This window comes from Citrobacter sp. VF227, from assembly GCF_052950715.1.
In genome coordinates this window covers 22,445-42,859 of the sequence record NZ_JBRFVF010000001.1, presented here as the reverse complement: position 1 = coordinate 42,859, position 20,415 = coordinate 22,445, and the positions used below count along the sequence as shown (strand labels likewise).

Here is a 20,415-nt window from a genome sequence, read left to right as displayed (position 1 = left end):
AAGCAGTGAACGTGGCAAAGAATTATTATGACATCACCCTCGCCCTGGCAGGCATTTGTCAGTCGGCACGCCTGGTGCAAGAACTGGCGCACCAGGGGCATTGTGATGCCGATGCATTACACGTTTCACTGAACAGCGTCATTGACATGAATCCCAGCTCTACGCTGGGCGTGTTTGGCGGCAGCGAGGCCAACCTTCGTCTCGGCCTGGAAACACTGCTCGGCGTGCTCAACGCCAGCAGTCGTCAGGGACTGAACGCGGAACTTACTCGCTATACATTAAGCCTGATGGTGCTGGAGCGTAAACTTTCAGCCGCTAAAGGCGCCATGGACACGCTGGGAGACCGTATTAACGGCTTGCAGCGCCAGCTGGACCATTTTGATTTGCAGTCAGAAACGCTACTGAGTGCGATGGCAGGCATTTATGTTGACGTTATCAGTCCACTCGGCCCGCGTATTCAGGTCACTGGCTCCCCGGCCATCCTTCAGAGCCCACAGGTTCAGGCCAAAGTTCGCGCTTCGCTGCTGGCTGGCATTCGCGCGGCCGTACTCTGGCATCAGGTGGGTGGAGGCCGTCTGCAACTCATGTTTTCTCGTAATCGCCTGACGACTCAGGCAAAACAAATTCTTGCTCATTTAACCCCGGAGTTGTGATCTATGGAATTATCCTCACTGACCGCCGTTTCCCCTGTCGATGGACGCTACGGCGATAAAGTCAGCGCGCTGCGCGGGATTTTCAGCGAATACGGTTTGCTGAAATTCCGTGTACAGGTTGAAGTACGCTGGCTGCAAAAACTGGCCGCGCACGCAGCGATCAAGGAAGTTCCTGCTTTTGCTGCCGACGCAATCGGTTACCTTGATGCGATCGTCGCTAACTTCGATGAAGAAGATGCTGCGCGTATCAAAACCATCGAGCGTACGACCAACCATGACGTGAAGGCAGTTGAGTATTTCCTCAAAGAAAAAGTTGCGGATATCCCGGAACTGCACGCCGTTTCCGAGTTTATCCACTTCGCATGCACCTCAGAAGACATCAACAACTTGTCTCACGCGCTGATGCTGAAAACCGCACGAGACGAAGTAGTCCTGCCGTACTGGCGTCAACTGATTGATGGCATCACAGCACTTTCTGTTGAATATCGCGATATTCCCCTGCTCTCTCGTACTCACGGGCAACCGGCCACCCCATCAACGATGGGCAAAGAAATGGCAAACGTGGCGTATCGCATGGAGCGTCAGTACCGCCAACTCAACCAGGTTGAAATCCTCGGTAAAATCAACGGTGCTGTGGGTAACTATAACGCCCACATCGCCGCTTACCCGGAAGTTGACTGGCATCAGTTTAGCGAAGAGTTCGTCACCTCGCTTGGGATCCAGTGGAATCCATACACCACACAGATCGAGCCGCACGATTACATCGCTGAGCTGTTTGATTGCATCGCCCGCTTTAATACCATTCTGATCGATTTCGATCGCGACGTCTGGGGTTACATTGCGTTGGGTCACTTCAAGCAGAAAACTGTCGCGGGAGAAATCGGTTCTTCGACCATGCCACACAAAGTGAACCCTATCGATTTCGAAAACTCTGAGGGTAACCTGGGTCTGTCTAACGCGGTTCTGCAACATCTGGCGAGCAAACTGCCGGTTTCGCGTTGGCAGCGCGATCTGACGGATTCAACCGTTCTGCGTAATCTGGGCGTAGGTATTGGCTATGCGCTGATCGCCTATCAGTCCACCTTGAAAGGTGTGAGCAAACTGGAAGTGAACCGCGATCATTTGCTGGACGAACTGGATCATAACTGGGAAGTTCTCGCAGAGCCGATTCAGACCGTGATGCGTCGCTATGGCATTGAAAAACCGTACGAGAAGCTGAAAGAACTGACCCGTGGAAAACGCGTTGACGCCGAAGGTATGAAGCAGTTTATCGACAGTCTGGCACTGCCGGAAGAAGAGAAAACGCGCCTGAAAGCCATGACGCCAGCCAATTACATTGGTCGTGCCATCATCATGGTTGATGAACTGAAGTAATCAACAACCCGCAGATGCTGAACTGAAGCCGGATGAGCGTAAGCGATTCCGGTTTTTTATCGCCGTATGAACATCCCTTTCCCGTTTTATTAAATGGTTATCCCCACGGATCATGCTCAGCGCTAGACTAAAAAAGTAATTTTGTAAGTTCTTTACTGATAAATTATATTAAAATCAATAGCTTAATAAAATATTATTTTGGACCATTGCGGGAAATATGAGTCATTTCAGCGCCCCAAATTTGGCCCAAAAGTAATAATCGATGTTGGTCTGAATTGCCACAGGTTTAACAAACACTTTAAAATCATGCCTAGGCAGCATCGTCTACCTGGAGGCGTCAGTCCAGGTAAAAAGTGAAGGTTTTAGCAAAGTTTTATGTTTTATGTTTTATGTTTTATGTTTTATGTTTTATGACAGAAATAAAAAAGCATTATCTTTCAAGATAATGCTTTTTCACCTGAACTGATTCTTATAACAATTAGATTAATGTAATTTTAATATCGTAACTTTCAAGCCCAGTCATTTTTTCACGAGCAGTAAACTGGATATCAGAGACTTCTTTTCCTGTCTTTTTTTTGAGTTCAATAATTTTTTTTGTGATGAATTCAGAAATATCCGCTTCAGTTTTTCTTTTTAAATCTTCGACGTTCATTATTTACCTCTCTTGATCTCTAACGCATCAACGCCAGGCGCGTTACTTTCCCCGTGGAGCACAGGTAAAAGCGCTGACATATTTAAAAGATAGAATGGAAATCCTAAATTATCAAGAGGTTGCAGTATAATCTTCATGCAAAAGAGCTCGTAACCCTACAAACCACTGACTAAAATCTGGGTCGGTCACGAAACAACCAGTTCTCATTTCAAAAGCTTCGATGCGGCCTCGAGAATCTCTTCGGAACTGACATCACGATCTGAAGCCACATAAACTATTTTATGGTCTCCAGTCAGAGATGGAAAGCCCGCAGACATTACGGATAGATGCGCTTTTTCTCCATTGGGAAACTCACGCATTATCGTCGTAATACCTTTCATTACAGATACAACGACTGCCGGTTGTGAGTTAAAAAAAACAATTACTTTTTTCATAATTTTACCGTGACGGTTATTATATAAATGAACGGTTAAGCATACAAAAAAGGCTCCATAAGGAGCCTGAAATTTATTTTCTATAATCTGATGAAGACTGACCAGAACGAATGTATAGTGCCACATTATCAAATGTTATCATTGTTGATTTGCAAAAAATACATTTCGCTCCGAAAGGATTTTTTTCAGTAACATCAAAGTTTGACGTTCTGTACTGAGATCCGTGACAACACGGGCATCTGAAGTGAATATTATTAGTAATAACAGTTACCTTATACAGCCACAACATTAACTGCTGTGGGGCCTTTGGGTCCCTGTTCAACACTAAATTCAACTTCCTGATTCTCATTCAGAGTTTTGAAATCATTGCTCTGGATAGCAGAGAAGTGTACAAACACATCTTTACTGCCATCTTTAGGGGTGATAAACCCAAAACCTTTTTCAGGATTGAACCATTTTACTAAACCAGTCATTTTATTAGACATAATCATTACCTTAATTGAGTGAGCCCTTGGGCAGATTGGTCCGAAAAAAATTATCAGAGAGAAAAGCTAACAAGGAAATCTCAACAGGAACAAGGAATAAAATTATTTCAGCGACTGCTTCAGATAAATTCGTAACAAACCAGAGATTCATTAACGCATGATTAACCAAACATAGCAAGCTTTAGTTTTGTAAGGAAATCACCCATAACTTTGAGCATAAAAATTAATTTAAACTGCAATATTTCCGAGCATGTCGGTGAGCATTGTGACGTTCATCCAGACGCATTTCTCAGTAGACAGCTTCATGCCCTGAACTACCGACTTTTTTATCAGCCCCCATTGGTTAATAAAATTAAGATTTCCTGGACAAATTAAGGTAAAGTTAAAGTCCATCCAATCAAGGAAAAGCCTATGTCAGAACGTAAAGACTCTAAATCACGCCGTAACTATCTTGTCAAATGCACTTGCCCAAACTGTACCCATCAATCTGAACATAGTTTTGCAAGAGTACAAAAAGGTTCCCTTTTAATCTGTCCTCATTGCAATAAAGTATTCCAAACAAATCAAAAAGAAGCAGCCTGAATCTGTTTGAGATACCGTTTCTCGCACAGAATCACCACATCTGTATTTTAATATTGTTCAAGCCACCGATAATAAAAAAACGCTCAGGCCTTAGCCGTCATTGTTATCGCATACACACATAAAGCGGATTTTACTTTGCGATAACTCCACTGCCGGCAACCGGACCTTTAGTACCATGTTCAATAGAGAATAAAAATTTTTGACCTTCAAACAAAGTGCGAAAATTACCGTTCTGGGTAGCAGAGAAATGAACAAACACATCTAATCTGCATGACTCAGAAGTACTCCTTCCCGGATTACGCGTTGAGTTTTGTCGAATAAATGGTTTCGAGGCCCGTCTGTAGCGAACATGTATCTCTCATCATTTGTAGCCCCTGATTTCTGGAATCATAAAAGATAAATTAAAAACAGGGAGAGGTTCACATGTATCCGAAAATATATCTAAACGACTGGTTGACAGGCCTTAAGAGCTCATGTTGCACGCTGGTAGTGACTACACTTTCTGTCATCTAACCTGCCAGGCTAAGTGATTTTTTTACAGACACCAAAGCTTTAGAGGTATCTGGTGCAACAATGCTGTCGATTACTTCTATTGTATACACATTACAGCGTGTTATCGGAGAAAATACCCGTCTGGTAGATATTGAGCATACCGACATTTTGCATTACCGAAAAGAGTTATTGACCGGGACAATTATTAACCCGGCAATGCCGAATCTCACCAGGCAGGGCCGCGCGCCCTCAACAGTCAATAAACAGATGGCAGTTTTATCAGAAATGCCTAAGCTCGCAAACCGAAGCCAGTTTATATTGCATGCTCCTTATGAGGGCGTGTCGCGACTCAAGTTATCTAAAAATGATCCCGACCCACTTTTACTTCATAAGTACCAGGCACTGATAACCACCCTTCCCCGTAGCCAGGCATTAATCATCATTGTTGCCGTATATACAGGGATGAGGCCGGGCGAGATAGGCGCCCTGGCATGGGAAGACGATGCACATATGGTGTACGAGATTTACTCCAAGTGGATTGGCGACATGAACCAGGATCAGGTCAATATGCTGAACAATCAGATGCCAACAGCACTGCCCCCAGAACGCCCCACAGGCAGGGGAGCATGAGAAAAGTTATTTAAGTTCATAGCGCTGCTTTCAATCCACATAATCAGCGTTAAACTATTCATACCGTTATTTTAGGGAGAAACGATGATGCGCGTACTGGTTGTCGAGGATAATGCTTTATTACGCCACCACCTTAAGGTTCAGCTACAGGATTTAGGTCATCAGGTAGATGATGCAGAAGATGCCAAGGAAGCAGACTATTATCTGAATGAACATCTTCCGGATATCGCACTCGTTGACTTAGGCCTTCCCGATGAAGATGGTTTGTCGTTGATCCGCCGTTGGCGCAGCAATGAGGTTTCGCTGCCGATTCTGGTATTGACCGCGCGTGAAGGCTGGCAGGACAAAGTGGAAGTACTCAGCGCCGGCGCTGATGATTACGTCACCAAACCGTTTCACATTGAAGAAGTGGCTGCGCGCATGCAGGCGCTGATGCGTCGCAACAGCGGTCTGGCCTCGCAGATTATCTCCCTTCCGCCTTTCCAGGTTGATCTCTCTCGCCGCGAATTATCCGTCAATGATGAAGTTATTAAGCTCACGGCGTTCGAATATACCATTATGGAAACACTCATCCGTAATAGCGGCAAAGTCGTCAGTAAAGATTCGCTCATGCTGCAGCTATACCCGGATGCTGAACTACGTGAAAGTCACACTATTGATGTCCTGATGGGACGTCTGCGTAAAAAAATTCAGGCGCAATATCCGCATGAAGTAATTACCACAGTACGTGGGCAAGGCTATCTTTTCGAACTGCGCTAATGAACAAATTATTGCGTCATTTTTTCCCGTTATCGCTGCGGCTGCGCTTTTTACTGGCAACCGCAGGTGTGGTATTGGTGCTTTCACTGGCCTACGGCATGGTTGCCCTGGTAGGTTACAGCGTTAGTTTTGATAAGACCACGTTCCGCCTGTTGCGCGGTGAAAGCAATCTGTTTTATACCCTGGCGAAATGGGAAAACGGCAAGATTAACATCGAGCTGCCCGAGAACCTCGACATGCAAAGCCCAACAATGTCGCTGATTTACAATGAAGCGGGTGAGCTTCTGTGGGCACAGCGCAACGTGCCCTGGTTGACGCAAAGCATCCAACCAGACTGGCTTAAAACCAACGGTTTTCATGAGATTGAAGCCAACGTTGACGCCACCAGCACCCTACTGGGCGAAGACCACTCCGCACAGCAACAGTTAAAAGAAGTCAGAGAGGATGACGACGACGCCGAAATGACCCACTCCGTGGCGGTTAACGTCTACCCCGCCACTGCCAGAATGCCACAGTTAACCATTGTGGTTGTCGATACAATTCCTATTGAGCTAAAGCGCTCATACATGGTCTGGAGCTGGTTTATTTATGTGCTGGTCGCCAATCTGTTGCTGGTCATTCCGCTCTTATGGGTGGCCGCCTGGTGGAGTCTGCGGCCAATTGAGTCGCTGGCGCGTGAAGTCCGCGAGCTTGAGGAGCATCATCGTGAGATGCTGAACCCCGCCACCACGCGCGAACTGACCAGTCTGGTTCGTAACCTGAATCGACTTTTAAAAAGCGAACGTGAGCGCTACGACAAATACCGCACCACATTAACTGACCTCACCCACAGCCTGAAAACACCACTGGCGGTATTGCAGAGTACCCTGCGCTCGATGCGTAATGAAAAAATGAACGTGAGCGACGCCGAGCCTATCATGCTGGAACAAATCAGCCGTATTTCCCAGCAGATTGGCTATTACCTGCATCGTGCAAGCATGCGTGGCAGCAGCTCTCTGCTCAGTCGCGAACTGCATCCAGTCGCGCCGTTGCTTGATAAACTCACCTCCGCGCTGAATAAAGTTTATCAGCGTAAAGGAGTCAATATCAGTCTCGATATCTCCCCCGAAATCAGTTTCGTAGGCGAGCAGAACGACTTTGTCGAAGTGATGGGTAACGTACTGGATAACGCATGTAAATACTGTCTGGAGTTTGTCGAGATTTCAGCGCATCTGTCAGAAGATCAACTGCATATTCTGGTTGAGGATGATGGTCCTGGTATTCCGCAAAGCAAACGGGAAGTGGTGTTTGACCGTGGTCAGCGCGTCGATACGTTACGACCTGGACAAGGCGTCGGACTGGCAGTGGCGCGAGAAATAACTGAACAGTATGACGGGCAGATTATTGCCAGTGATAGCCTGCTGGGTGGCGCGCGCATGGAGGTTATTTTTGGTCGCCAGCAGCCGGGGCAGAAAGACGAGTAATCGCCACGTGTAATAAATATGTGCTGACTTCACGCTTGAGGTTAAGTATCCGTTATAATCGGTTGCAGATACCAGCCTGCGGGAAGCTCACTATGGAATACCAACTCACACTTAACTGGCCCGATTTTCTTGAACGCCACTGGCAGAAACGCCCGGTGGTATTAAAACGCGGGTTTAACAACTTTATTGACCCACTTTCTCCTGACGAACTGGCTGGACTGGCAATGGAAAGTGAGGTCGACAGCCGACTCGTCAGCCACCAGGACGGCAAATGGCAAGTTAGCCACGGTCCCTTTGAAAGCTATGACCATCTCGGCGAGAACAACTGGTCGCTTCTGGTCCAGGCGGTCAATCACTGGCACGAGCCAACCGCTGCGCTGATGCGTCCGTTTCGCGAACTGCCTGACTGGCGTATCGACGATCTGATGATCTCCTTCTCCGTCCCTGGCGGCGGGGTTGGCCCGCATCTGGATCAGTACGATGTATTTATCATCCAGGGAACCGGACGTCGCCGCTGGCGCGTAGGTGAAAAACTGCAGTTAAAACAACACTGTCCTCACCCGGATCTCCTTCAGGTCGACCCGTTTGAAGCCATCATCGATGAAGAGCTGGAACCCGGCGATATCCTGTATATTCCACCGGGGTTCCCGCACGAAGGCTATGCGCTGGAAAACGCCATGAACTATTCGGTCGGCTTCCGTGCGCCAAACACGCGCGAACTGATTAGCGGGTTCGCCGACTACGTATTACAACGTGAGCTGGGCAGCACGTATTACAGCGATCCTGACCTGCCGCCGCGCGACCATCCTGCCGACGTACTGCCACAAGAGATGGACAAGCTGCGCGAAATGATGCTGGGGCTGATTAATCAACCGGAACATTTCCAGCAGTGGTTTGGCGAGTTTATTTCTCAGTCTCGTCATGAGCTGGATATTGCGCCGCCGGAGCCACCGTATCAGCCAGATGAAATTTACGATGCCCTGAAGCAAGGGGATGTGTTAGTGCGTCTGGGCGGATTACGCGTATTGCGCATCGGCGACGACGTCTACGCCAACGGTGAAAAAATTGACTCGCCGCATCGTCCTGCCCTGGAAGCGCTGGCCAGCCATATCGTGCTAACGGCTGAGAACTTTGAGGATGCGCTGGAAGATCCGTCTTTCCTTGCCATGCTTGCCGCGCTGGTCAACAGTGGGTACTGGTTCTTCGAAGGGTGATGAGTCATTTTGCCGGATGACGTTTTGTGCATCCGGCATCTACTTCGGGCTTGTTACTGCTGCTTCGCAGTTAACTCCGCAATACGCACAATCACCTGCACCGCTTTTTCCATTCCTTCCAGGGTTACAAACTCATGTTTGCCATGATAGTTATAACCACCGGTGAAAAGATTCGGACACGGTAATCCCATAAACGACAGCTGTGCGCCGTCAGTACCGCCACGAATAGGTTTCAGCACCGGCTCAATATCGCAATCGCGCATTGCCTTCTGGGCGATATCCAGCACGTGTGGATGTTCAATCACTTTTTCGCGCATATTGTAGTAACTGTCTTCAATCACCAGTTCGATATAGCAATCCGGGTGTAACCCTTTGCCGACCTTTTTGGCGATATCCATGATCTTACGTTTACGCGCTTCAAACTGCTTGCGGTCAAAATCACGGATGATGTAGTGCATATCTGCACGATCGACCGTCCCTTTCATGCTCGTCAGGTGATAAAAGCCTTCGTAGCCTTCCGTCGTTTCCGGGCTTTCGTCTGCCGGAACCTCAGCGTGAATACGCGCCGCCAGCGACAGCGCATTCACCATCACCCCTTTTGCAGTACCGGGATGCACATTGTTGCCGACAATTTTGATATTAACCGAGGCGGCGTTGAAGTTTTCAAACTCCAGCTCACCTACGCCACCACCGTCAACAGTGTAGGCCCACTGCGCATCGAATGCCGCAACGTCAAAATGCTTGGCCCCTTTACCAACCTCTTCATCCGGCGTGAAGGCCACGCGGATATCACCGTGCGGAATGTTTTTTTGAATAAGCACGGCCAGCGCGGTCATGATTTCCGCCACGCCTGCTTTGTCATCCGCGCCCAGCAGGGTTTTACCGTCTGTAGTGATTAGCGTCTGGCCCAGAAGTTGATGTAGCACCGGGAACATCACCGGCGACAGAACTTCATCACCAATGCCTAACGCAATATCGCCGCCGCGATAGTTTTCGACGATTTGCGGATTAACGTTTTTACCGCTGAAATCCGGTGAGGTATCCACATGGGAAATAAAGCCGATCGCGGGAATATTGCCAGCAACGTTAGCGGGCAGCGTCGCCATCAGCGTACCCTTTTCGCTCAATGAAATATTAACCAGCCCCATCTCTTCGAGCTGTTGTTTGAGCAGTTGTAACAACTTCCACTGTCCTTCGGTGCTGGGTACCTGCCGCACGCCCGATTTTGATTGGGTGTCCAGCGACACGTAGTGTAAAAAACGCTCAAGTAGTTTATCCATGCAGTCACCCTCACTTTTTGTGACAACATTATCAATAAGCAACAAAAGACAAATATTGCGTCAGGTCACTTTTATCCCCGCAAGTAAGAATATTTCTCCTCGACATCCCCTCTGACTATAGGGTTAAGTCAGTAATTCGCAACAAGGATTGGCGATTACAATGGTTTGCCGTAGAATAACCGCCCTCATTAAGAGTCATCAAGGTGGTTAACCACAAACCCCGCATCGGTCAGCCATCCGTTGCGTTTACATGGGACAGAGTAAAAAATTGAATAAACAACCGCGTTCGCTTTCTCCACTGGTGCAATTAGCGGGAATTCGCAAAAGTTTCGATGGCAAAGAGGTGATTTCCAGCCTGGATTTGACCATCAATAATGGCGAGTTTCTCACGCTGCTCGGCCCCTCTGGCTGCGGTAAAACAACCGTTCTTCGCCTGATTGCCGGCCTGGAAACTGTTGATTCCGGTCATATTATGTTGGACAACCAGGACATCACTCACGTTCCTGCGGAAAACCGCTACGTGAACACCGTCTTCCAAAGCTATGCGTTATTCCCCCACATGACCGTATTTGAGAATGTGGCCTTTGGCTTACGCATGCAAAAAACGCCCGCTGCCGACATTTCTCCCCGCGTTACTGAAGCTCTGCGCATGGTGCAACTGGAAGAATTCGCCCAGCGAAAACCACATCAACTCTCCGGTGGACAGCAGCAGCGCGTAGCGATTGCCCGTGCGGTGGTGAACAAACCCCGCCTACTCTTGTTAGATGAATCCCTCTCTGCACTGGACTACAAACTGCGTAAGCAGATGCAGAACGAACTGAAAGCGTTGCAGCGTAAGCTGGGTATCACTTTTGTCTTTGTCACACACGATCAGGAAGAAGCGCTGACCATGTCAGATCGCATCGTGGTGATGCGCGATGGTAAGATTGAGCAGGACGGTACGCCGCGCGAAATCTACGAAGAGCCTAAAAATCTGTTCGTCGCCGGATTTATTGGCGAGATCAACATGTTTAACGCCACGGTGATAGAACGTCTGGACGAACAGCGCGTTCGTGCTAACGTTGAAGGTCGCGAGTGCAATATTTATGTCAACTTTGCGGTGATTCCTGGGCAGAAGCTGCACGTTCTGTTACGCCCGGAAGATCTGCGCGTGGATGAAATCAACGACGATAATCATATCGAAGGTCTTATCGGCTACGTGCGTGAGCGCAACTACAAAGGCATGACGCTGGAGTCGGTTGTGGAACTGGAAAACGGCAAGATGGTGATGGTCAGTGAGTTCTTCAACGAAGACGATCCTGACTTTGACCACTCGCTCGACCAGAAAATGGCGATTAACTGGGTAGAAAGCTGGGAGGTCGTACTGGCTGATGAAGAACACAAGTAAATTCCAGAGTGTGGTGATCGTCACCATTGTCGGTTGGCTTGTGTTATTTGTCTTTCTGCCCAACCTGATGATCATCGGCACCAGCTTTTTGACCCGCGACGACGCCAATTTCGTCAAAATGGTCTTTACGCTGGAAAACTATACACGCCTGCTCGATCCGCTCTATTTTGAGGTGCTGGTTCATTCTCTCAATATGGCGCTGATTGCTACGCTCGCCTGTCTGGTACTCGGCTACCCGTTTGCCTGGTTTTTGGTGAAACTGCCGGAAAAAGTGCGTCCACTGCTGCTGTTCCTGCTGATTGTTCCGTTCTGGACCAATTCACTTATTCGCATCTACGGACTCAAAATTTTCCTCAGCACCAAGGGCTATCTCAACGAATTTCTGTTGTGGCTCGGCGTTATCGATACCCCTATTCGCATCATGTTTACCCCCAGCGCGGTGATTATCGGCCTGGTGTACATCCTGCTGCCGTTTATGGTAATGCCGCTCTATTCCAGCATTGAAAAACTCGATAAACCGCTGCTGGAAGCCGCGCGCGATCTGGGCGCCAGTAAACTTCAGACCTTCACCCGCATCATTATTCCGTTGACGATGCCGGGAATTATCGCCGGATGCCTGTTGGTTATGCTGCCCGCAATGGGGCTGTTTTACGTATCCGACTTAATGGGCGGGGCGAAAAACCTGCTGATTGGTAATGTGATTAAAGTTCAGTTCCTGAACATCCGCGACTGGCCGTTTGGTGCCGCTACCAGCATTACGCTGACCATTGTGATGGGGCTGATGCTGCTAATCTACTGGCGCGCCTCCCGCTTGCTGAACAAGAAGGTGGAACTCGAATGATCGGTCGCCTGCTCAGAGGCGGCTTCATGACCGCTATCTACGCGTATCTGTATATTCCAATCATTATTTTGATTGTGAACTCCTTTAACAGCTCGCGCTTCGGCATCAACTGGCAGGGATTCACCACCAAATGGTACGGCCTGCTGATGAACAACGACAGCCTGCTACAGGCGGCGCAGCACTCGCTGACGATGGCAGTACTCTCCGCCACGTTTGCCACGCTGATCGGTTCACTCACAGCAGTCGCACTGTACCGCTACCGTTTTCGCGGTAAACCGTTTGTCAGCGGCATGCTGTTCGTGGTGATGATGTCGCCAGATATTGTGATGGCGATTTCTTTGCTGGTGCTGTTTATGCTGATCGGCATTCAACTGGGCTTTTGGTCACTTTTGTTCTCGCATATCACATTCTGTCTGCCCTTCGTGGTTGTAACGGTCTACTCACGTCTGAAAGGCTTTGACGTACGCATGCTTGAGGCGGCCAAAGATCTGGGTGCCAGTGAAGTGACCATTCTGCGCAAGATCATACTGCCATTGGCTATGCCTGCGGTGGCTGCCGGTTGGTTACTGAGCTTTACGCTGTCGATGGATGATGTTGTCGTTTCGTCATTCGTTACCGGGCCGGGTTATGAAATTTTGCCATTAAAAATCTACTCAATGGTCAAAGTCGGCGTATCACCAGAGGTGAACGCGCTGGCGACCATTTTGTTGGTTCTGTCGCTGGTTATGGTAATTGCAAGCCAGCTTATTGCACGTGATAAAACCAAGGGCCGTTGAGGCCCTTAATTCAGGGGACGTTAAATGATGAAAAAATGGTCACGCCACCTGCTCGCGGCGGGTGCTCTGGCACTGGGCATGAGCGCCGCTCACGCCAATGACAACAACACGCTCTATTTCTATAACTGGACCGAGTATGTCCCGCCTGGACTGCTGGAACAGTTCACCAAAGAGACCGGCATTAAGGTGATCTATTCGACCTATGAGTCGAATGAAACCATGTATGCCAAGCTCAAAACTTATAAAGACGGCGCATACGATCTGGTGGTTCCGTCCACCTATTACGTCGATAAAATGCGCAAAGAAGGCATGATCCAAAAGATCGACAAGTCGACGTTGACCAACTTCCACAACCTCGATCCGGAAATGCTCAACAAGCCGTTTGACCCCAACAATGATTACTCCATCCCGTATATCTGGGGTGCTACGGCTATTGGCGTCAATAGCGATGCCATCGACCCGAAAACGGTGACCAGTTGGGCCGATCTGTGGAAACCGGAATACAAAGGCAGCCTGCTGTTAACGGATGATGCACGTGAAGTGTTCCAGATGGCACTGCGCAAGCTGGGATATTCCGGCAATACCACTGACCCGAAAGAAATTGAAGCTGCCTATAACGAGTTGAAGAAACTGATGCCAAACGTTGCAGCGTTTAACTCTGACAACCCTGCCAACCCGTATATGGAAGGTGAAGTCAATCTGGGGATGGTGTGGAACGGCTCCGCGTATGTTGCGCGTCAGGCAGGCACACCGCTTGAAGTCGTCTGGCCAAAAGAAGGTGGGATCTTCTGGATGGACAGCCTCTCTATTCCGGCTAACGCGAAAAACAAAGAAGGTGCGCTGAAGCTGATTAACTTCTTACTGCGCCCGGACGTGGCGAAAGAAGTTGCGGAAACTATTGGTTATCCAACGCCAAACCTGGCGGCACGCAAGCTGCTCAGTCCTGAAGTCGCGAACGATAAAACCCTGTACCCGGATGCAGAAACCATCAACAAAGGGGAATGGCAGAACGACGTCGGTTCCGCCAGCGCTATTTACGAAGAGTATTATCAGAAGCTGAAAGCAGGACGCTAATTCAGCGTGATGCCGGGTAAGGCGAAGCTGCCACCCGGCACATAAAATTGATCACAGTCCCTTCAACAACTTCTCCACAAACTCAGGTACCACCTGGCTTGCCGGACCGTAATACTTCTCTTCAAACTCGCTTCCCACCTGGCTCGGTTCAAGATTTAACTCTACCGTATGCGCCCCATGTAGTCGCGCCTCATGCACAAACCCCGCAGCCGGGTACACATGGCCCGACGTACCAATTGCGATGAATACATCCGCCATTGCCAGCGCCATGTAAATTTCATCCATGCCCAGCGGCATTTCACCAAACCACACCACGTGCGGTCGCAGCGGTGCCGGAAATTGACAGCAGTGACATTTATCTTCCGGGGTCACATCGTCCTTCCATTCCAGAATCTGCCCACTTTGCGAGCAGCGAACCTTGAGTAGTTCGCCGTGCATATGGATAACGTTCTGGCTGCCCGCACGTTCATGCAGATTATCAATGTTCTGTGTGACCAGTAAAAAACGATCGCCCAGCTCGGCTTCGAGTTTTGCCAGCGCGATATGCGCCGCATTGGGCTGGATTTCTGGTTGCTGCAACTGGTGGCGACGGGCGTTATAAAACGACTGAACCAGTTGCGGATTACGACTAAATCCTTCCGGTGTCGCAACGTCCTCAACCCGATGTTCTTCCCAGAGACCATCCGCCGCGCGGAAGGTTCGAATTCCTGACTCAGCGGAGATTCCCGCTCCCGTCAGTACCAGCACTCTTGGTTTTTCCATCAATTCAGGCACCACTCTGTCTCTGAAAAAGATTCGTTGACGCAGGCGATCGCGCAAATGGCGTTTATTTTTACGAAAGCGGCTTAACCGATGACCCCGACGCGACAGCATAACAACCTCTTTGTATTAATCGGTAAGATGTAGGAAAGCGGCCCCGCGCATCCCGCCCGCATCGCCGTGCCGCGCTTGCTCAATACGCGGCACCCGTGCGACCGGCAGCAGATGACGTGTCAGCCGATCCGCCAGCTGCGTCGTGATAGCGGTAAAATTCGACAAGCCTCCGCCAATCACCACCAAATCAGGATCGACGATGGTCAGAATATTTCCAAGGCACACCGCCAGCAAATCCAGATAGCGTTCAACGTGAGCACGCGCTTGCTCATCACCCTGCTCCCACAGCGCGATAATTTCACGGGCATCCAGCGGTTGATGGTAGTAATGCTGATACAACCACGCAAATCCGCCGCCGGAAAGGTAGCTTTCGATGCATCCCAGCTGGCCGCATCCGCAGCGGCGTAGCGGGAAATCAAAACCCATCAGCGTCAGCGCATCGACTGGCAAACGAATATGACCAAACTCACCGGTAATATAGCTGTGTCCAGTGATGGATTTCCCGTTAAGTACCAGGCCGCCGCCCACGCCCGTACCAAGGATCAATCCCATCACCAGCGGATATTGAGTAAACTCGTCATCCCAGGCTTCGGAGAGAGCAAAACAGTTAGCGTCGTTATCCAGGCGTACATCCCGGTCCAACCGCGCGCTGAGGTCAGCACGTAAAGGTTTACCACTGGCAGCGGGAACGTTGGCTGCATAAAGCGTACCGTCTTCCGTTTCCGGCATACCAGGAATGCCGATGCCTACCGAACCTTTAACGCCAAACCGTTGGTCTGCTTCCTTTACCAAATTGCAAACCGCATCAAGGAAAGCGTCATAACTATCACGCGGCGTAGGGACGCGCGTTTCCCATTGCAAACGACGTTGATTATCGAATACGCCTAACGCAATTTTAGTCCCACCGATGTCAAATCCGTAATACATCACCGCTCCTTGATGCAGCATAAATGCTTTAATGTATATATTGTTATTGGCCGCTAAGTACTCTCGCAGGATCAATATTGCTGGCGCGACGCGCCGGATACCAACTCGCCAAAAGACTCAGCACTAATGCTGTCACCAGCACGTAAATCACATCCAGCCAATGTAATTCAGATGGCAGGAAGTCAATGAAATAGATATCGCCGGACAAGAACTGATGACCGATAAGCGCCTCGATACCGTTTATGATCGGCGTCAGTTGCAGTGAGACAACTACCCCAATAACCACGCCGATCAAGCTACCGAAAAGACCCGCCAGCAGGCCGTACCAGACAAAAATGGCTCGTATCAACCCATCTTTTGCCCCGAGGGTTCTTAATACCGCAATATCGCCGCTTTTGTCTTTTACCGCCATCACTAACGTGGAAACGATATTAAAGCAGGCCACACCAATCACCAACACCATCGCCAGATACATAATGGCGCGAATCATCTGGATATCGCGATACATATAGCCGTAAGTACCGATCCAGCTCTTAATATAAACATAGTTATTGGTCACTTCGCCCGCGTCTCGCACCAGCTTATTGGCGTTAAACACGTCGTTAACTTTCAGCGCAATCCCGGAAACGCTGGATCCCATATCCAGGTATTGCTGCGCGTCTTGCATTGGGATCATGGCAAAGCTGTGATCGAGTTGGCCGCTCAGTTGCAGGATCCCAGTGACGTGTAAACGCACGCGTTTAGGCTGCTGTAACTTATGATCCGCACTGGCGTTGGGGATCATAATTGACACCCAGTCGCCCTGCTTCACCTTCAGCGCATCGGCAATACCCTTGCCAATGATTATCTGCTGCTCACCGGCTTTGAAATTATTCCAGGCGTGGTTCTGCACGAAGGAGGGCAACGCGCTCAAGCGCTGTTCCTGCTGCGGATCAACACCCTTCACCTGCACTGCGCGTAGGTTCGCCCCACTCTCCACCAGCCCGGTAAAGTTGATATAAGGCGCCGCAGCGACAATGCCGGGCACTTTCTGAACTTTATCGAGCGCTTCCTGCCAGTTGTTCCACGGCTGATTTACGGCTTCAATCTCACCATGCGGAACCACGGCCAGAATACGGTTGTTCAACTCACGCTCAAATCCGTTCATCGCGCTTAGACCGACGATCAACACCGCCACGCCCAACGCAATACCGACGGTAGAAATCACGGAAATCAGCGACACCATACCGCCGCGCCGCCGACCGCGGCTAAAGCGCAGACCAATCAATAATGATAAAGGCGACGCCATTACTCAGCCCCCATCAGGCTCAGTTCAGCCGTCAGGCGACCATCGCGCATTTCAAGCTGGCGGCTCATTCGCTTCGCTAACTGTAGATCGTGCGTCACCACCAGAAATGCCGTGCCCTGAGAGCGATTCAGCTCACCCAGAAGCTCGAAAATACTGTCCGCGTTTCGCGCATCAAGGTTACCCGTTGGCTCGTCAGCCAGTACCAGGCGCGGGTTATTTACCAACGCACGCGCGATGGCCACGCGCTGGCGTTCTCCGCCAGATAGTTCAGACGGGCGATGACTGGCGCGATGATCCAGCCCCACAGCTTTTAGCATATCCCGTGCGCGCTCGGTAATTTCAGCCGGTTTTTTCTTGCCTATCAGCAGCGGCATTGCCACGTTCTCCAGCGCGGTGAAATCCGGCAACAGATGGTGAAACTGATAAATAAAGCCCAACTTCTGATTGCGCAGTTCCGCTTTCGCCGCCGACGAGAGCTTGCTCATCGGCTGGCCGCTAAAAATCACGTCGCCGGAAGTCGGCGTATCCAGCCCGCCCAGCAGATGCAGCAATGTACTCTTCCCGGAGCCGGAGCTGCCGACAATTGCCATCATCTCGCCTTCGCCGACGCTAAAACTGACATCGTGCAGGACATCGGTTTGCACAGTGCCTTCCTGATAGCGTTTGCACAGTTTGTCGCATTGCAACAGGATCTTATTCATAACGTAAAGCCTCAGCGGGTTGAGTGGCGGCAGCGCGCCAGGAAGGGTAAAGCGTAGATAGCAGCGCGATGGCCATCGCCACCAGCGCAATGACGATAACCTGCAGCGGCTCGATGGCCACCGGCAACGCAGCGCCATCCAGCAGCACGCCGATAATTGGCATCAGGTTGTTCAGTTGGCTGGCGAGCAATGCGCCCAGCACCGCGCCCAGCAGCGCGCCGATAATCCCGGCACTGGCCCCCTGCACCATAAACACCATCATGATTTGCCGCGGCGTTAGCCCCTGCGTTTGTAGAATCGCCACTTCCCCTTGCTTCTCCATTACCATCAGACCCAACGAGGTAATAATATTAAAAGCTGCCACCGCCACGATCAGGCTAAGCAGCAGCCCCATCATGTTTTTCTCCATGCGCACGGCCTGGAACAATTCCCCTTTGCGCTCGCGCCAGTCCTGCCATTTGGTACCTTGTGGCAGCGTTTGCTGGCTCAGCGTGTCAACTTTTAGCGGTTCATTCAGCCACAAACGCCAGCCGGTGATATTACCTACCGGGTAGCGCATCAGGCGGGACGCATCCTGAATGTTGGTCAGCATCTGGTAGCCGTCAACTTCACTGTTGGCAGCAAAGGTGCCAATCACCGTAAACAGACGCTGACTCGGCAGACGTCCCATCGGGGTAAACTGGCTGGCTGAGGGCACCATCACGCGAATTTGATCGCCGCGATTGACGCCCAACTGTCCGGCAAGCTGCTCACCAAGGATGACATTATACTTACCCGGCTGCAGATCTGTTTGCTTCACATTGACCAGATACGGCGTGAGTGGATCTTTTTGCGCTGGATCGATACCCAGCATCACGCCGACCGCCACGCTACGCGCACTTTGCAGCACCACATCCCCTGTAGTTATCGGTGCGACGCGGTTGACGCCGTTCAACACCACCGCTTTTTCCGGCAGTTGCTGTGGGTTCAGGGAACCCTGTTCAGACGAGAGAACGGCCTGAGGCATCAGACCAAGGATATTATTTTGCAACTCGCGCTCGAAACCGTTCATCACCGACAACACCGTGACCAACGCCATTACCCCGAGAGTAATGCCAATGGTGGAGAGCCAGGAAACGAAGCGACCGAAGCGATCTGCTGCACGCCCACGCATATAACGCAGGCCGATGAATAGAGCGACAGGTTGGTACATGAAATCCGTCTGGTTGCTGTTAGCAAAGTCACGAGTATATAAGCGAAAGCGGAATGGGTAAATGACTGAACCGTAAGTGTTCGTCAGCACTTGTCCTAAAAGTATAAATAAATCAATCCGCTAAAGTTGTCCCTCTTTCCTTAAGTCCAGCCCCCTGATCTTTATCTTAAAAAAACAAAATGCAGACAGTTACGCATTACAGCCCACCGCGAGTTGCGCAGGATGGCAGGCTATAGCAATCAATATGGATACGCCGTCTCGATGATTAAAAAAGAACTATGGATTAATCAGATCAAAGGGTTATGTATTTGTCTGGTGGTAATATATCACTCGGTGATCACGTTTTACCCGCACCTCACCTCCTTTCAACATCCGCTTTCAGAGATGCTGAGCAAATGCTGGGTTTATCTGAACTTGTACCTGGCGCCGTTTCGCATGCCGGTGTTTTTCTTTATATCGGGGTATCTGATCCGTCGCTATATCGATAGCGTCCCGTGGACAACCTGCCTGGATAAACGGATCTGGAACATCGCCTGGGTGTTGGTGCTCTGGGGAGTGGCGCAATGGCTGGCGTTAGTCGCGCTCAATAACTGGCTGGCCCCGCAGCGCGATCTGAGCCATACCGCCAATGCCGCCTATGCCGGTTCACTCGGTGGCTTTGCCCACGGGATGCTCACCGCCAGCACCAGCTTGTGGTATCTGTACGCGCTGATTGTTTATTTTGTTCTGTGTAAGATTTTCAGCCGCTGGGCGATGCCGCTATTAGCGCTATTTGTGGCGCTGAGCGTGGCGATCAATTTTGTCCCGACGCCGTGGTGGGGAATGAACAGCGTGATGCGTAATCTGCCATACTACAGCCTCGGCGCATGGTTTGGCGCAACGCTGATGGAATGGATCAAAGAGGTTCCCTTGCGCCGCCATGCTGTGTTTTTTCTAGTTAGCACAATCGTCGCCGCCGTCGCGTGGCTGGCAAATGTCTCACTATTGCTTTCTCTTCTTTCCATTGTGCTGATCATGAAGCTGTTTTATCAATTTGAGCTCCGCTTTGGTATGCGCACGTCCAGTCCATTAAGCGTGATTGGTGCCAATACCATCGCCATTTACACCACTCACCGTATTCTGGTTGAGCTGTTCAGCTTAACGTTAATACCCAAAATTAATCATGCTATCTGGCCTGCATATGCGGAGCTGGCCCTGCTTCTGATGTATCCGTTCGCTTGCCTTCTGCTGTGCACCCTGCTTGGCCTGCTGGTGCGTAAAATTTCGCAAAAAACCGTGGCCGATCTGCTCTTTTCCCCACCTTCTTTATCGGCCGCCTCGCGCTAACCTCAACGCGTT

General features: G+C 50.2%; 24 protein-coding genes and 1 pseudogene. 14 read left to right on the top strand and 11 right to left on the bottom strand.

Annotated features, from left to right (window positions below; all coding sequences use genetic code 11):
* Positions 1-11 precede the first annotated feature (11 nt).
* Positions 12-653, top strand: a complete 642-nt coding sequence (gene hflD / locus ACU8YC_RS00240) for a high frequency lysogenization protein HflD (protein ID WP_151225271.1) — start codon at positions 12-14, stop codon at positions 651-653.
* A 3-nt stretch (positions 654-656) separates the two neighbouring features.
* Positions 657-2,027, top strand: a complete 1,371-nt coding sequence (gene purB, locus ACU8YC_RS00235; RefSeq protein WP_210904972.1) for an adenylosuccinate lyase — start codon at positions 657-659, stop codon at positions 2,025-2,027.
* 478 nt (positions 2,028-2,505) lie between these two features.
* Here the strand turns inward: purB and ACU8YC_RS00230 are convergent, their stop codons facing one another.
* From ACU8YC_RS00230 to cspG, 4 genes are all read right to left on the bottom strand, one after another.
* Positions 2,506-2,679, bottom strand: a complete 174-nt coding sequence (locus ACU8YC_RS00230; RefSeq protein ID WP_003841960.1) for a GnsA/GnsB family addiction module toxin — start codon at positions 2,677-2,679, stop codon at positions 2,506-2,508.
* A 203-nt stretch (positions 2,680-2,882) separates the two neighbouring features.
* On the bottom strand, positions 2,883-3,113 hold the full coding sequence (locus ACU8YC_RS00225; protein ID WP_151220003.1) for a hypothetical protein: 231 nt from the start codon (positions 3,111-3,113) through the stop codon (positions 2,883-2,885).
* 73 nt (positions 3,114-3,186) lie between these two features.
* Complete coding sequence (gene ymcF, locus ACU8YC_RS00220; protein ID WP_151220020.1) at positions 3,187-3,375, bottom strand: cold shock small protein YmcF; 189 nt, start codon at positions 3,373-3,375, stop codon at positions 3,187-3,189.
* A gap of 10 nt (positions 3,376-3,385) precedes the next feature.
* The gene (gene cspG / locus ACU8YC_RS00215; protein ID WP_000066494.1) at positions 3,386-3,598 is read right to left on the bottom strand and encodes a cold shock protein CspG; all 213 of its coding nucleotides are present in this window, start codon (positions 3,596-3,598) and stop codon (positions 3,386-3,388) included.
* Between the two features lie 411 nt (positions 3,599-4,009).
* Between cspG and ACU8YC_RS00210 the strand changes: the two genes are divergently transcribed.
* Positions 4,010-4,180 (top strand): YnfU family zinc-binding protein, encoded by a 171-nt coding sequence (locus tag ACU8YC_RS00210; RefSeq protein ID WP_187252621.1) that lies wholly within the window; start codon positions 4,010-4,012, stop codon positions 4,178-4,180.
* 130 nt (positions 4,181-4,310) lie between these two features.
* On the opposite strand, the gene ACU8YC_RS00205 is transcribed toward ACU8YC_RS00210, so the two are convergent.
* Positions 4,311-4,439 carry a cold shock domain-containing protein gene (locus ACU8YC_RS00205; protein ID WP_446895156.1) on the bottom strand — a complete coding sequence of 43 codons (129 nt, stop codon included), beginning with the start codon at positions 4,437-4,439 and terminating at the stop codon, positions 4,311-4,313.
* 13 nt (positions 4,440-4,452) lie between these two features.
* On the opposite strand from ACU8YC_RS00205, the pseudogene ACU8YC_RS00200 reads away from it, so the two are divergent.
* The 6 genes and pseudogenes from ACU8YC_RS00200 to roxA all read left to right on the top strand — a co-directional run.
* Positions 4,453-4,580 (top strand): annotated as a pseudogene (locus ACU8YC_RS00200) (hypothetical protein); the annotation flags it as partial.
* Positions 4,581-4,603: 23 nt separating this feature from the next.
* Positions 4,604-4,693: a hypothetical protein gene (locus ACU8YC_RS00195; RefSeq protein ID WP_423390609.1), complete on the top strand. Its 90-nt coding sequence runs from the start codon at positions 4,604-4,606 to the stop codon at positions 4,691-4,693.
* Positions 4,694-4,753: 60 nt separating this feature from the next.
* The gene (locus ACU8YC_RS00190) at positions 4,754-5,302 is read left to right on the top strand and encodes a hypothetical protein (RefSeq protein ID WP_414438136.1); all 549 of its coding nucleotides are present in this window, start codon (positions 4,754-4,756) and stop codon (positions 5,300-5,302) included.
* Between the two features lie 87 nt (positions 5,303-5,389).
* On the top strand, positions 5,390-6,061 hold the full coding sequence (phoP, locus tag ACU8YC_RS00185) for a two-component system response regulator PhoP (RefSeq protein ID WP_151220022.1): 672 nt from the start codon (positions 5,390-5,392) through the stop codon (positions 6,059-6,061).
* Entirely contained in the window at positions 6,061-7,524 is a 1,464-nt protein-coding gene (gene phoQ, locus ACU8YC_RS00180) for a two-component system sensor histidine kinase PhoQ (protein WP_151220004.1), read from the top strand. The genes phoP and phoQ overlap by 1 nt, the downstream gene beginning before the upstream one ends.
* Before the next feature lie 92 nt (positions 7,525-7,616).
* The gene (roxA, locus tag ACU8YC_RS00175; RefSeq protein ID WP_003030786.1) at positions 7,617-8,738 is read left to right on the top strand and encodes a [50S ribosomal protein L16]-arginine 3-hydroxylase; all 1,122 of its coding nucleotides are present in this window, start codon (positions 7,617-7,619) and stop codon (positions 8,736-8,738) included.
* 53 nt (positions 8,739-8,791) lie between these two features.
* Here roxA and pepT read toward each other — a convergent pair whose 3' ends face one another.
* Positions 8,792-10,018: a peptidase T gene (gene pepT, locus ACU8YC_RS00170; protein ID WP_446894899.1), complete on the bottom strand. Its 1,227-nt coding sequence runs from the start codon at positions 10,016-10,018 to the stop codon at positions 8,792-8,794.
* A gap of 250 nt (positions 10,019-10,268) precedes the next feature.
* On the opposite strand from pepT, the gene potA reads away from it, so the two are divergent.
* From potA to potD, 4 genes are read left to right on the top strand one after another with little or no spacing between them, the layout of a single operon-like run.
* The gene (potA, locus tag ACU8YC_RS00165) at positions 10,269-11,405 is read left to right on the top strand and encodes a spermidine/putrescine ABC transporter ATP-binding protein PotA (RefSeq protein WP_043015989.1); all 1,137 of its coding nucleotides are present in this window, start codon (positions 10,269-10,271) and stop codon (positions 11,403-11,405) included.
* A complete protein-coding gene (potB, locus tag ACU8YC_RS00160) occupies positions 11,389-12,246 on the top strand; it encodes a spermidine/putrescine ABC transporter permease PotB (RefSeq protein ID WP_003030793.1) in 858 nt (285 codons plus the stop codon). The genes potA and potB overlap by 17 nt, the downstream gene beginning before the upstream one ends.
* Positions 12,243-13,022, top strand: a complete 780-nt coding sequence (potC, locus tag ACU8YC_RS00155) for a spermidine/putrescine ABC transporter permease PotC (RefSeq protein ID WP_003030794.1) — start codon at positions 12,243-12,245, stop codon at positions 13,020-13,022. The genes potB and potC overlap by 4 nt, the downstream gene beginning before the upstream one ends.
* A gap of 27 nt (positions 13,023-13,049) precedes the next feature.
* The gene (potD, locus tag ACU8YC_RS00150; protein WP_003030797.1) at positions 13,050-14,096 is read left to right on the top strand and encodes a spermidine/putrescine ABC transporter substrate-binding protein PotD; all 1,047 of its coding nucleotides are present in this window, start codon (positions 13,050-13,052) and stop codon (positions 14,094-14,096) included.
* Positions 14,097-14,147: 51 nt separating this feature from the next.
* Here potD and cobB read toward each other — a convergent pair whose 3' ends face one another.
* Genes cobB through lolC form a run of 5 tightly spaced genes read right to left on the bottom strand, consistent with a single transcriptional unit; the run spans position 14,148 to position 19,077 of the window.
* Positions 14,148-14,969: a Sir2 family NAD+-dependent deacetylase gene (gene cobB, locus ACU8YC_RS00145; RefSeq protein WP_151220008.1), complete on the bottom strand. Its 822-nt coding sequence runs from the start codon at positions 14,967-14,969 to the stop codon at positions 14,148-14,150.
* 15 nt (positions 14,970-14,984) lie between these two features.
* The gene (gene nagK, locus ACU8YC_RS00140) at positions 14,985-15,896 is read right to left on the bottom strand and encodes an N-acetylglucosamine kinase (RefSeq protein ID WP_446894898.1); all 912 of its coding nucleotides are present in this window, start codon (positions 15,894-15,896) and stop codon (positions 14,985-14,987) included.
* 43 nt (positions 15,897-15,939) lie between these two features.
* Complete coding sequence (gene lolE / locus ACU8YC_RS00135; protein ID WP_151220010.1) at positions 15,940-17,184, bottom strand: lipoprotein-releasing ABC transporter permease subunit LolE; 1,245 nt, start codon at positions 17,182-17,184, stop codon at positions 15,940-15,942.
* Entirely contained in the window at positions 17,184-17,885 is a 702-nt protein-coding gene (gene lolD, locus ACU8YC_RS00130; RefSeq protein ID WP_151220011.1) for a lipoprotein-releasing ABC transporter ATP-binding protein LolD, read from the bottom strand. Before lolD ends, lolE begins: the two co-directional genes overlap by 1 nt.
* Complete coding sequence (gene lolC, locus ACU8YC_RS00125; protein WP_003030806.1) at positions 17,878-19,077, bottom strand: lipoprotein-releasing ABC transporter permease subunit LolC; 1,200 nt, start codon at positions 19,075-19,077, stop codon at positions 17,878-17,880. Before lolC ends, lolD begins: the two co-directional genes overlap by 8 nt.
* A 261-nt stretch (positions 19,078-19,338) precedes the next feature.
* On the opposite strand from lolC, the gene ACU8YC_RS00120 reads away from it, so the two are divergent.
* Positions 19,339-20,403: an acyltransferase family protein gene (locus tag ACU8YC_RS00120; RefSeq protein WP_278237864.1), complete on the top strand. Its 1,065-nt coding sequence runs from the start codon at positions 19,339-19,341 to the stop codon at positions 20,401-20,403.
* The last annotated feature ends 12 nt before the right edge of the window (positions 20,404-20,415 follow it).

Coding starts and splice junctions, on each gene's coding strand:
- potC (WP_003030794.1), top strand. CDS start 12,243: ATGATCGGTCGCCTGCTCAGAGGCGGCTTCATGACCGCTATCTACGCG.
- phoQ (WP_151220004.1), top strand. CDS start 6,061: ATGAACAAATTATTGCGTCATTTTTTCCCGTTATCGCTGCGGCTGCGC.
- purB (WP_210904972.1), top strand. CDS start 657: ATGGAATTATCCTCACTGACCGCCGTTTCCCCTGTCGATGGACGCTAC.
- cspG (WP_000066494.1), bottom strand. CDS start 3,598: ATGTCTAATAAAATGACTGGTTTAGTAAAATGGTTCAATCCTGAAAAA.
- ACU8YC_RS00190 (WP_414438136.1), top strand. CDS start 4,754: ATGCTGTCGATTACTTCTATTGTATACACATTACAGCGTGTTATCGGA.
- lolC (WP_003030806.1), bottom strand. CDS start 19,077: ATGTACCAACCTGTCGCTCTATTCATCGGCCTGCGTTATATGCGTGGG.
- phoP (WP_151220022.1), top strand. CDS start 5,390: ATGCGCGTACTGGTTGTCGAGGATAATGCTTTATTACGCCACCACCTT.
- cobB (WP_151220008.1), bottom strand. CDS start 14,969: ATGCTGTCGCGTCGGGGTCATCGGTTAAGCCGCTTTCGTAAAAATAAA.
- potA (WP_043015989.1), top strand. CDS start 10,269: ATGGGACAGAGTAAAAAATTGAATAAACAACCGCGTTCGCTTTCTCCA.
- roxA (WP_003030786.1), top strand. CDS start 7,617: ATGGAATACCAACTCACACTTAACTGGCCCGATTTTCTTGAACGCCAC.
- potD (WP_003030797.1), top strand. CDS start 13,050: ATGAAAAAATGGTCACGCCACCTGCTCGCGGCGGGTGCTCTGGCACTG.
- ACU8YC_RS00210 (WP_187252621.1), top strand. CDS start 4,010: ATGTCAGAACGTAAAGACTCTAAATCACGCCGTAACTATCTTGTCAAA.
- potB (WP_003030793.1), top strand. CDS start 11,389: ATGAAGAACACAAGTAAATTCCAGAGTGTGGTGATCGTCACCATTGTC.
- lolE (WP_151220010.1), bottom strand. CDS start 17,184: ATGGCGTCGCCTTTATCATTATTGATTGGTCTGCGCTTTAGCCGCGGT.
- nagK (WP_446894898.1), bottom strand. CDS start 15,896: ATGTATTACGGATTTGACATCGGTGGGACTAAAATTGCGTTAGGCGTA.
- ACU8YC_RS00225 (WP_151220003.1), bottom strand. CDS start 3,113: ATGAAAAAAGTAATTGTTTTTTTTAACTCACAACCGGCAGTCGTTGTA.
- pepT (WP_446894899.1), bottom strand. CDS start 10,018: ATGGATAAACTACTTGAGCGTTTTTTACACTACGTGTCGCTGGACACC.
- ACU8YC_RS00120 (WP_278237864.1), top strand. CDS start 19,339: ATGATTAAAAAAGAACTATGGATTAATCAGATCAAAGGGTTATGTATT.
- ACU8YC_RS00230 (WP_003841960.1), bottom strand. CDS start 2,679: ATGAACGTCGAAGATTTAAAAAGAAAAACTGAAGCGGATATTTCTGAA.
- ACU8YC_RS00195 (WP_423390609.1), top strand. CDS start 4,604: ATGTATCCGAAAATATATCTAAACGACTGGTTGACAGGCCTTAAGAGC.
- lolD (WP_151220011.1), bottom strand. CDS start 17,885: ATGAATAAGATCCTGTTGCAATGCGACAAACTGTGCAAACGCTATCAG.